Origin of the sequence: Mucilaginibacter sp., from assembly GCF_025359345.1 — a bacterium.
GTDB lineage: Bacteria > Bacteroidota > Bacteroidia > Sphingobacteriales > Sphingobacteriaceae > Mucilaginibacter.
In genome coordinates this window covers 282,708-293,443 of record NZ_JANYGQ010000020.1, presented here as the reverse complement: position 1 = coordinate 293,443, position 10,736 = coordinate 282,708, and the positions used below count along the sequence as shown (strand labels likewise).

9 protein-coding genes are annotated in these 10,736 nt (G+C 43.4%); 3 read left to right on the top strand and 6 right to left on the bottom strand.

All coding sequences use genetic code 11. The features are described from left to right. The coding region (gene uxuA, locus Q0R52_RS12805; protein WP_295795061.1) for a mannonate dehydratase at positions 1-830 on the bottom strand (830 nt) is incomplete at its 3' end. Positions 831-944: 114 nt separating this feature from the next. On the opposite strand from uxuA, the gene Q0R52_RS12800 reads away from it, so the two are divergent. Beyond that, positions 945-1,529, top strand: a complete 585-nt coding sequence (locus Q0R52_RS12800) for a Crp/Fnr family transcriptional regulator (protein WP_295795059.1) — start codon at positions 945-947, stop codon at positions 1,527-1,529. 68 nt (positions 1,530-1,597) lie between these two features. Beyond that, positions 1,598-2,242 carry a hypothetical protein gene (locus Q0R52_RS12795; protein ID WP_295795058.1) on the top strand — a complete coding sequence of 215 codons (645 nt, stop codon included), beginning with the start codon at positions 1,598-1,600 and terminating at the stop codon, positions 2,240-2,242. Positions 2,243-2,317: 75 nt separating this feature from the next. Here the strand turns inward: Q0R52_RS12795 and Q0R52_RS12790 are convergent, their stop codons facing one another. From Q0R52_RS12790 to Q0R52_RS12775, 4 genes are all read right to left on the bottom strand, one after another. Continuing rightward, the gene (locus Q0R52_RS12790; RefSeq protein ID WP_295795057.1) at positions 2,318-4,030 is read right to left on the bottom strand and encodes a sodium/solute symporter; all 1,713 of its coding nucleotides are present in this window, start codon (positions 4,028-4,030) and stop codon (positions 2,318-2,320) included. Positions 4,031-4,326: 296 nt separating this feature from the next. Continuing rightward, entirely contained in the window at positions 4,327-6,018 is a 1,692-nt protein-coding gene (locus Q0R52_RS12785) for a sodium/solute symporter (protein WP_252792479.1), read from the bottom strand. A 44-nt stretch (positions 6,019-6,062) separates the two neighbouring features. Then, positions 6,063-7,391: a xylose isomerase gene (gene xylA, locus Q0R52_RS12780; protein ID WP_295795056.1), complete on the bottom strand. Its 1,329-nt coding sequence runs from the start codon at positions 7,389-7,391 to the stop codon at positions 6,063-6,065. A 59-nt stretch (positions 7,392-7,450) separates the two neighbouring features. Beyond that, positions 7,451-8,929: an FGGY family carbohydrate kinase gene (locus Q0R52_RS12775; RefSeq protein ID WP_295795055.1), complete on the bottom strand. Its 1,479-nt coding sequence runs from the start codon at positions 8,927-8,929 to the stop codon at positions 7,451-7,453. 119 nt (positions 8,930-9,048) lie between these two features. On the opposite strand from Q0R52_RS12775, the gene Q0R52_RS12770 reads away from it, so the two are divergent. Continuing rightward, entirely contained in the window at positions 9,049-10,101 is a 1,053-nt protein-coding gene (locus Q0R52_RS12770; RefSeq protein ID WP_295795054.1) for a LacI family DNA-binding transcriptional regulator, read from the top strand. A 45-nt stretch (positions 10,102-10,146) separates the two neighbouring features. On the opposite strand, the gene Q0R52_RS12765 is transcribed toward Q0R52_RS12770, so the two are convergent. Further along, positions 10,147-10,644: a peptidylprolyl isomerase gene (locus Q0R52_RS12765; RefSeq protein WP_295795053.1), complete on the bottom strand. Its 498-nt coding sequence runs from the start codon at positions 10,642-10,644 to the stop codon at positions 10,147-10,149. Positions 10,645-10,736: the final 92 nt, after the last annotated feature.

Below are 10,736 nucleotides of genomic sequence, written 5' to 3'. Positions count from 1 at the left end.
CCGGTACAAAAGGTAAGGCCATTACTGGTTGACGGCGCGGCGTTTACAACATCATTCAGGTCCTGTTCTGTCGATACTATCCTGGGCAGGCCAAATATCGGGAACGGTGGATCGTCAGGATGCACGCACATTTTAATGCCTAGCTTCTCCGCATCGGGAATAATGGCCTGTAAAAAATAAGCCATGTTAGCTTTAAGCGCTGCCGCGTCTACACCATCGTATCTGCTTAAAAAACCTTTAAATTGATCAACGGTTAACACATCCTTTGTGCCCGGTAAACCAGCCATCATATTGTTGGTAAGCGTTGTTATTTCATCGCTGGTTAAACTGCCCAGGTATTTTTTAGCATCAGCCTGTTCTTCGGCAGTAAATTCATCGAAAGCTGCGGGGCGTTCTAATATATACAGATCAAAGGCCCGCCAGGCCGGGGCATGAAAGCGTAGTGCCGAAGCACCATTTGGCAAATGGTAGTCAATATCACTGCGGGTCCAATCCAGCACCGGCATAAAATTATAACAAACTATTTTTACGCCTGCGGCAGATAAGTTCTTTAGCGTCTCGATATAGTTATTGATATACTTATCTCGATCAGCACCCGCGGTCTTGATACTGTCGTGCACGTTCACACTCTCCACAACCGACCATGTAAGCCCCGCAGCCTGGATAATATTTTTGCGGGTATTGATCTCGTCCAAACTCCACGCCTCGCCGGTTGGTATGTGGTGCAGTGCATTAACTACGCCGGTGGCGCCCGTTTGGGTAATTGTAGCTAAAGTAACCGGATCCGCAGGGCCATACCAGCGAAAAGTTTGCTCTAAATTGTTGAACATGGTAGTGATGTATTTTTTGCGATAAAAATAGGATTATCTTCCTTTTGGGTTAGCTATTTATCCAATTTTCGTAAAATAAAATTTACTTTAGCAGCAACCGTCAGCTCAATTACAATGATACAAACCGAATCGAATACCCGGACAGTCATCGCCGAAGCATTGCGGCGTATCCATCCATTTTCGGCCGGGCATCGCGACTTGATTATCAATTCAACAAAAATAAAGGAGCTAAAGAAAAACGAAACCCTTTTGGTCACCGGGCAGGTTTGCGATTTTATAGCTATTGTCGCAACTGGTAGCCTGCGCCTATATCACTTGACTGACGAGAAAGATTTAACCTTGAATTTTTTTACCGAAATGGACTTTGCGGCCGATAATGAAAGTTTTATAGGTCAAAAACCGTCGACAAATGTAATTGAGGCCCTCGAAGATTCACTGGTAGCGATACTTAACATTGACCAATTGCATAACTTAATCCAGCGCGACCCATCCTTTTTTGCGCTTGGCAGGGCAATGGAAAGCTGGACAAAATCCACAGCGTTCACATCGCATATCAACACACCGCAACTGCGCTACGAAAAACTAATGGAGCTTAAGCCCGAATGGGTACTTCGTTTTTCGCAAATACACCTTGCTTCATATCTTGGCATGGCGCCCGAAACCTTTAGCCGCATGAAACGAAAAAGTTTGTTTTCTTGACCGCAGTCAAGTGCCTTTTTGCCTAAGCCAGCCTACCTTCATGGCCAACAGAAAAACAAAAAAGGCGCATGAAAAATCAAACCTATTACTACAGCGGCACGGCGCTTATTACCGGCGCGACAATAATGACAATTACGATGGTAATGCACCCGACAGGCGGAAGTCTTGAACATCTCAGGCACATTTCAACTATGATTATTGTTACTCATTCCCTCGCCATCCTTTCCATCCCGTTAACTTTGTTTGGCTTTTGGGGGCTGACTAAAAAGTTATCTGCGGATAATCCCTGGTCGATGGGGGCCTTTATTACAATGGGTGTCGGGTTATTTGCCGTTTTATTAGCGGCGGCAGTTAACGGCCTGGCGCTTTCCCTTTTTATAAGGCATTACCAGGAAACAACGGCCGAAATGACAAATTCGTTAATATTGCTGTTAACGTATAACAGCGCGCTTAACCACGCATTCGATTATATTTTTATTGGCGGTGTATGTATTGCTATTTCATTATGGTCGGTTGTTATTATCAAAACCAGCGATTTTCCAAAGTGGGTTGGCTATTTTGGTTTGTTCACCTGCATTTTGGTTATCGCCGGATTTATCGCAGGGTTCATTTTTGTGGATCTAACCGGGTTCAGGGTATTTATTGCAGGGCTTGTGGTGTGGATGGTGATTGTGGGGGTGTTATTGAAACGGGTGGAACAGTGGGCTATTTAACCACCTGGAATTAAAAAACGGCAAAAATAAAGCGATGAGCATTACGCCCATCGCTTTTTTCAAAACATTAAATTTTTACCAGAATCTCACGTAGAGCAATGATATAACAAGCAATGTAATTACAATCATTGCTAACACGCCCGGCGATACTTTAAACATCGATTTATCAAGCACAAAAGATTTAGGATTAACTTTCGGTCCGCCAAGGCTAATTAAAATCATTACTATCATCGTAAACATAAAGGCCAGCCCCATACAAATGTGAAAAGGAATTTCGTAAACACCGGCCGCGTTTTTGTAGGCGGTGTATAAAAATGTTTCGTGACCGAACCAGGCTGGCGCCAATTCATTAAATAAAATCGACAACGCAAAGCCTGTGATAACACCAACCACAGCAGCCGCACCGGTAGTACGCTTCCAAAACATACCTAAAATAAACATGGCAAATACACCCGGACTAATAAAACCGGTATACTTTTGGATAAAGGTAAAACCGCCTGCTCCGCCAATACCCAATGTATCGCTCCAGGTAAAAATTATAGAGATAATAAGGGCAACAAGGATAGTTATACGGCCAATGATAACCATGTTTTTTTCGCCCGCATCTTTTTTGATATACTTTTTATATACATCTAAAGTAAAAATGGTCGAAATACTATTGGCTTTACCTGCCAGCGATGCTACTATTGCCGCAGTTAATGCGGCAAGCGACAAACCAATCAAGCCGTTTGGCAGATAGCCTAATATAGCCGAATAAGCATTGTCAGATACTGGCAGGCCATTTTTACTGCCTACAAGCATTTCCGCCTGAACCAGGCCTTTTTGATGTAATACATATGCTGCAATGCCCGGAAGCATCACGATTAGTGGCATCAACAGTTTTAAAAATCCAGCGAATAATATTCCCTTACGCGCTGTTTGTAAATCGGCGCCGAGTGCACGTTGGGTGATGTATTGATTGCAGCCCCAATAGTTAAGATTGATGATCCAGATACCGGCAACGTACGAGAGCAGGCCTGGAATGGTTAAATAATTATCAACCTCGTGTTGCCCCGTTGCAGCTGTAGGTTTGGTAAATATCATGTGGAAATGGTCGGGTGCGCTTTTGATTAGCTGATTGAAGCCCGCTAACGCATCTTCGCCAAAGCCAAAAGCTTTACTCACCACTGTTAGTGCAATATAGGTGGTGGCCAAACCACCAATAATAAGCACGCTTACCTGTATAACATCTGTAAAACCGATAACTTTCATACCGCCAAGGGTGATAAATACTGCGAACAGTGAAAGCAGGATAATGATGAGGTGAAATTGGTCAACACTACCACCCAGCAGGTTGTTAATAGCTAAAGCTCCCAAATACAATATTGAGGTCAGGTTAACAAACACGTATAGGAACAACCAAAAGATGGCCATTATGAGCGCCACCGTTTCATTATACCTTGTTTTCAAAAACTGCGGCATGGTAAATATCTTATTTTTAAGATACACCGGGATAAACCATACGGCAACAATAATCAAAGCAATCGCTGCAATCCATTCGTATGCAGCTACGGCGATACCTATACTATAGCCCTGACCGCTCATGCCTATAAATTGTTCGGCGGAAATATTTGAGGCTATGAGCGAAGCGCCGATTGCCCACCAGGTTAGGGAGCCTTCGGCTAAAAAGAAATCATGGGTAGCGGAAACTGCTTTCTTTTTTTTGCGATAAATGTAGATGCCATATCCCGACACCACAACAAAGTAAAAGATAAAAATTAAATAATCAATCTGCGTAAACTTGCTCATATTATTGGTTTAATTGGTTGCTTTTTTGTGTTGCCTGGCAAGGTATTCCCATCTGTTTACCGGGTTACAAGTTAATAGTTTTAAATTAGTTTTCACTCCCCGTTGTCCGTGTTCCCACAGGCAAGTATTTATAATAGAAAACGACCTGGCTACCGAAGTTATGGGAGCCCGCTTTGGTAATTCACAAAACACGCTATCCTTGCCTTCTCCGTGCCTCTGAGGTTATAAAACCGATAGTTCAAAAAAATAGCGATGAGCACCGTACTCATCGCTATTTTTATAAAGTTGTTTGCCTTCTACCAGAAAAATGTGTACAAAAATGTAAGGATAACAGCAACAACTATTGCGCCGATTGCGAAGCTCCTGTTTGTTTTGAACATATTCACGTCTACTTCCAGGCCGTTTGTCCGCAGGCCCTTCGCATTTTCAATCATTGATATAATATACATACCTACCATACATATCACAAAAACGAAGCCCATCCTATCCATAAAAGGAATTTCGTAAACGCCGTCGCCATTCAGTTTTGAAAAGCCAAATGGCTGCAAGAAGGAAAGATTAGTCCAGTAAGGCAGGAACTTAAATACTATAGCGAACGCTAAGCCGCCTATGGTTGCAAATAATGCAGCGTTTGAAGTTGCTTTTTTCCAGAAGAAACCTAAAATAAACATGGCAAATATACCCGGCGAAACAAAGCCTGTGTATTCCTGTATATACTGAAAGCCTTGTTTTCCTTCGCCCATCAACATGTCTCCAATTACAAACGATAGCAAAACGCCTAATACCATTGACACTACTACAGCTATTTTACCTACGTTAACCATGTTTTTCTCCGAGGCATTTTTATTTATTGCCTTTTTATAGATGTCCAACGTAAATATAGTAGCGATACTATTGGCTTTGCCGGCTAAAGACGCCACAATAGCCGCCGTTAGCGCCGCAAATGAGAGCCCTTTCATGTAGTTCGGCAATAAATTAAGTATCGATGGATAAGCTTTGTTAACATCTAAAACACCTTTTGAACTTAACATTTCCTGGTGAAACATCCCTTTCTGATAAAGCACATAAGCTGCTATACCCGGCAGTACCACAATCACAGGCATCAACAACTTTAGGAAAGCTGCAAAAAGAATACCTGCCCGGGCTGTTTTCAAGTCGGCACCAAGCGCCCGCTGGGTAATATATTGGTTACAACCCCAGTAATTTAAGTTAGTAATCCACATACCACCTATAAGTACAGAAAGGCCCGGCAAATCGAGGTAATTTGCATTGTTCTTATGGAATATCATCTGGAAGTGGTCGGCGGCATCTGCACGCAGCAATTTAAACCCATTCCAAAGGCCGGTTGTGCCGGATTTTTCGCTTATCAGGTGAAGCGCTATATAAGTAGCTGCCAGCCCCCCTAATACAAGGAAAAACACTTGTATAACGTCGGTATAGCCGATAACCTTCATGCCGCCCAGGGTGATAATGATTGAAAAAACGGCTAGTAAAGTAATAACCAGTTTCAAATCTAATCCTGAAATGCCTGCTATTGCCACCCCGCCCAAATAAATTATCGACATAAGGTTAACAACGATATACAGCATTAACCAGAATATAGCCATGATCATGGCCACTGTACCGTTATACCGCTGGTGTAGAAACTGCGGCATGGTGGCTATTTTATTTTTAAGGTAAACCGGTATAAAGAATACAGCCACGATAACCAATGTCGCAGCGGCCATCCACTCGTAAGTACTAATGGCCAGCCCCATCTTAAAACCTGAACCACTCATCCCCACCATTTGTTCGGCCGAGATATTAGAAGCAATTAACGAGGCGCCTATTGCCCACCAGGTTAAAGAACCTTCGGCCAAAAAATAACCTTTAGAGGTACCATCACTTTTGTTTTTACGCTTGTATACCCAAAAGCCGTAGAGGGATACTATTACAAAATAGACAAGGAATACAGCATAATCGCCATAAGAAAGGGTTTTCAGGTTCATTAGTTATTGTATTTGGTTTTTAATGTTGGTTTGACAATTATAAACTATATATATCGATTTATCAAATTTTCGATATATTCTTGTTTGCCGCTTGTTGTTTTAGGGTCGCCGTTTTCAACAGCATAGGCGCGTAAGTCTTCCAATGATAACTTTCCTTCTTCAAATTCTTTGCCTTTGCCGGTATCAAAAGATGCATAACGATCTTTTCTCAGTTTAAGATAATCTGATTTTTGGAGAATATTATCGGCAGTAATTAATGCCCTTGCAAAAACATCCATGCCACCAACGTGGGCATAAAATAAATCAGCCGGATCGGTTGAGTTACGGCGTATTTTGGCGTCGAAGTTTATGCCGCCACCCTGGAAACCACCTGCTTCAAGGATAATCATCATTATTTCAGTAACCTCGTTAATATCGTTCGGGAACTGGTCGGTATCCCAGCCGTTCTGGCTGTCGCCGCGGTTGGCATCAATCGAGCCAAGCAAACCTGAATCGGCAGCTACCTGCAATTCATGCTGGAAAGTATGACCGGCCAATGTTGCGTGGTTAACTTCAAGGTTCAATTTAAAATCGTTCAGCAAATCATATTTCTGTAAAAAGCCGAAAACGGTTGCTGCGTCATAATCATACTGGTGCTTGGTTGGCTCACATGGTTTTGGCTCGATAAAAAATGTGCCTTTAAAGCCTTGTTTACGTGCATAATCTTTTGCCGTATGTAAAAATTTGGCCAAGTGTTCCTGCTCGCGTTTCATGTCAGTGTTCAATAGGGTCATATAGCCCTCACGCCCACCCCAGAACACATAATTTTTGCCGCCTAACGCGATGGTGGCATCAAGCGCGGCTTTTACCTGTGCAGCAGCATGGCTCAACACATGGAAATCGGGATTGGTGGCGGCGCCGTTCATATACCTGCGGTTGCTGAACAGGTTTGAGGTGCCCCAAAGCAGCTTTACACCACTGGCGGCTTGTTTTTGTTTGGCATAATCAACCATTGCCTGCAGGCGGCGGTCGTTTTCGTTTACATCGTTGCCGTAGTCAACCACGTCAACATCATGAAAACAGTAGTAGTTCATGCCCATTTTGGTGATAAACTCAAACGCGGCATCCATTTTATCTTTCGCGCGTTCAACTGCATCACTTTTTACGCTCCAGGGGAATAGGTGGGTAGGCTCGCCAAACGGGTCGGCGCCATTGCCACAGAACGAATGCCAGTACGCGCAGGCAAAGCGCAGGTGGTCTTTCATCGGTTTACCGGCAACTACTTTATTTTCGTCATACCAACGGAAAGCAAGCGGGTTGTCTGACTGCAGCCCTTCAAATTTTATTTGACCTATTCCTTTAAAAAATTCTTTTTCGCCTAAGATTATGCTCATGATTATTGTTTTTTTGATTACACCGATTGGAGAATGATTTCACCGATTACTTTTAATATTTAGTTTGTTAATTGTTTTTCAAGGAATGCTTTCCATTGCTGGTAAGCGGATTCAAGTTGTTTGCCGACTGGCTCAACCATCTGTATGGCGTGCATATGCTCAAATGCCTGCTGTGGCGATGAGAATATTTGCGCACCTATGCCTGCACCAAGGGCTGCCCCTACGCTGCCATCATTTTTGTAAAGCTCGACGGGCACGCCTGTTATGTTTACAAAGCTTTCGGTAAACAGGTCGCTTAAAAACAGGTTGTTTTTGCCCGCGCGGATAACAGTGGGGTTCATGCCGTTTTCGCGCATAATATCAAGTCCGTAGCGGAAAGAAAATGCTATTCCTTCCTGCACCGCCCGTATTACGTGCGCCTGGGTATGGATATTTAAATCGATATTATGAAAATGAGCACCAACCATTTTATTGTTCAACATGCGCTCGGCACCGTTCCCAAATGGTAAAACGCAAAGGCCATCACTCCCGGCCGGGGCTTCGGTAGCTTTAGCATTCATCTGCAGGTAGCTTTCTGTTGCTCCAAAAGTTTGTTTCAGCCAGCGGTACATACTGCCAACGCCGTTGATACACAACAGTACGCCCAGGCGCTGTTGCTGCGTGGTATAGTTTACGTGAGCAAATGTGTTAACACGCGATTGTTTATCATAACCCAACTGGTCAGTAACGCCGTATATTACACCCGAGGTGCCTGCTGTCGCGGCGACTTCGCCGGGGTTTAATACATTTAAAGATAAGGCATTATTGGGCTGGTCGCCTGCTTTATAAGTTACCGGTATACCGGGTTTTAAATTTAGCTTTTGTGCGATAGATGCCTGCAGGCTGCCATGGGCCGAAAACACTTCCCTCACTTCGGGGAATAGCGCTTCATCAAACCCATAATAGTTGATGATATCTTTCGAGAGGCTATTCGCTTTAAAATCAAAAAAAACGCCTTCGGAAAGTGCGGATATGGAAGTAGTAACCTCGCCGGTGAGCCTCATGGCGATAAAATCGCCGGGCAGCATGGCTTTATCTATTTTGCTGTAAACCTCCGGCTCGTTGGCTTTTACCCAGGCCAGCTTTGATGCGGTAAAATTACCTGGAGAATTAAGCAAATGCGACAGGCATTGCTCCTGCCCTATAGCGTCAAACGCTTTATCGCCAATTTCAACTGCTCGGCTGTCACACCAGATGATACTGTTGCGCAGCACGTTCTGTTCCTTATCAACCAAAACCAAACCATGCATCTGGTAGGCGATACCTATGGCAGCAATATCCGCAGGATTGTAAGCGGCAGTTTTGTTACAAAGCTGTATAGCTTTTTGTGTTTGCTCCCACCAGGTATCGGGAGACTGCTCTGCCCAGCCGGGTTTTAGCGCTATAATAGGCGATTCTTCATCGGGGTATTGGGCTGATGCCACCACTTTTTGCGATGCGGCATCGACAACTGAAACTTTTATGGAAGACGTACCTATATCAATACCTAATAATAACATGTGCACAACAAGTAGCCCGGCGAGCGGTGGTTTATAAATTATTTACAGCGACGAATTTAAATTAATTTTTCAATATGCAATCGATTGCAGAAAAATATTTCTGCATATTTACAAAAGTTATGAAGCAGAAGAAACGGGTAACCATTTATGACATAGCTCAAAAGCTTAATGTAACAGCGTCTACGGTCTCCAGAGCGCTTAGCAATAACGGTTATGTAAATGAAGCCACAAGGCTGCTGGTACAAAAAACAGCAGCGGAACTAAACTATAAACGCAATACGCTTGCCTCCAATTTACGGAAGGGTGAAAGCAAAACCATTGGCGTAGTAGTGCCGCGTATTAACCAAAACTTTTTTGCAAACGTAATTGCAGGTATTGAGGATTCAACCTATCAGAAAGGTTATAATCTGGTTATCTGCCAGTCGGACGAGCAATATAAAAAGGAAGTAAAATGTGTTAATACATTAATTAACCAGCATGTTGACTGCATTGTGATTTCGGTTTCTGTAGACAGCCTTAATTACGATCATTTACGAAATGTAATAGACCAGGGGATTCAACTGATACAGTTTGACCGCGTGGCAGATGAACTGCAGACCTTAAAAGTAATAAATGATAATGAACAGGCATCGTTCGAGGCAGTGTGCCATATGCTTGAACAGGGTTACAAAAAAATAGCATTGTTAGAGGGGCCCCAGAATCTGAACATCTTCCGGCAGCGAAAAGACGGATACTTGAGGGCGTTAAAAAAGTTCGGCGTACCGGTAAATAGCATGTACGTAGTGGAAAACGCCTGGACCAAAGAATTGGGTGCTGCGGCTACAAAAAAACTGTTAAACCTGCCAGATGCACCCGATGCCATATTTGCATCGACGTCTGATTTTTCGGCCCTCGGCGTATTGGAAGTAGCTAACGGTATGCAAATAAAGGTGCCCTCGCAGTTGGGCATTTGCGGTTATTCGAATGAGGCATTTACAGAGATAACAAGCCCGTCAATCACCACAATAGACCAGTTTAGTATGGATATGGGCAGGGCTGTAGCAAATCTGTATTTTGATGAACTAAATAACACAGATACCGGCGGAATACCCAAAACTATTGATATTAAACCTGTGCTTATTATAAGGGGTTCTACGAGTAGAAAGTCTGAAGCCTTGAGTGCTAAATCGTAAGTCAAAACGACGACAGACTAATGACTCAAGGCTTCAGATTAAATATTAGTGTGCGTGATGACCATCGGCACCGTGTGCGTGGCCATGAGATAGTTCTTCAGGAGTTGCAGGGCGAACGTTAAGGATGTTGCCTTTAAAATGCAATTCCTGTCCGGCCATCGGGTGGTTAAGGTCTACGATTACCGAATCTTCAGCAACTGATACTACCATTCCCTGGAAACGGTTGCCATTATTGTCCTGTAAAGGAAGTACGGTACCGATTTCGGGGGTGCCGCTTTCTTTAAACATTTCTAATGGAAGGTTTGCAACGGCTTCTTCATCATATTCGCCATAAGCGTCTTCGGCCGATAAACGAAAATCATAAGTATCGCCAGTTGAAAGGGCGCTTAAGTTTTCTTCAAATCTTGGCAGCATTTGTCCTGCGCCGTATAAAAAAGTTAGCGGCTGTTCTTCGGTTGCGCTTTCCTGCAATACTTCCGAGCCATCCTGGTCAACATACAAATCGTAAGTTAATGACACTACGTGTTGGGGGTTAATCTTCATTGTAAATGTGTTTTTGACCGGAACCCGGATTCAGTGGATTTGCTGGATTTATCGGATGCTCGCGGCTGTGTTATATGATTATATTTATTTTA

What these genes read in the sequence shown, in the direction of transcription:
- Q0R52_RS12800 (WP_295795059.1), top strand. Translation starts at nt 945, where the DNA reads ATGATACAAACCGAATCGAATACCCGGACAGTCATCGCCGAAGCATTG.
- Q0R52_RS12785 (WP_252792479.1), bottom strand. Translation starts at nt 6,018, where the DNA reads ATGAACCTGAAAACCCTTTCTTATGGCGATTATGCTGTATTCCTTGTC.
- Q0R52_RS12765 (WP_295795053.1), bottom strand. Translation starts at nt 10,644, where the DNA reads ATGAAGATTAACCCCCAACACGTAGTGTCATTAACTTACGATTTGTAT.
- xylA (WP_295795056.1), bottom strand. Translation starts at nt 7,391, where the DNA reads ATGAGCATAATCTTAGGCGAAAAAGAATTTTTTAAAGGAATAGGTCAA.
- Q0R52_RS12775 (WP_295795055.1), bottom strand. Translation starts at nt 8,929, where the DNA reads ATGTTATTATTAGGTATTGATATAGGTACGTCTTCCATAAAAGTTTCA.
- Q0R52_RS12795 (WP_295795058.1), top strand. Translation starts at nt 1,598, where the DNA reads ATGAAAAATCAAACCTATTACTACAGCGGCACGGCGCTTATTACCGGC.
- Q0R52_RS12770 (WP_295795054.1), top strand. Translation starts at nt 9,049, where the DNA reads ATGAAGCAGAAGAAACGGGTAACCATTTATGACATAGCTCAAAAGCTT.
- Q0R52_RS12790 (WP_295795057.1), bottom strand. Translation starts at nt 4,030, where the DNA reads ATGAGCAAGTTTACGCAGATTGATTATTTAATTTTTATCTTTTACTTT.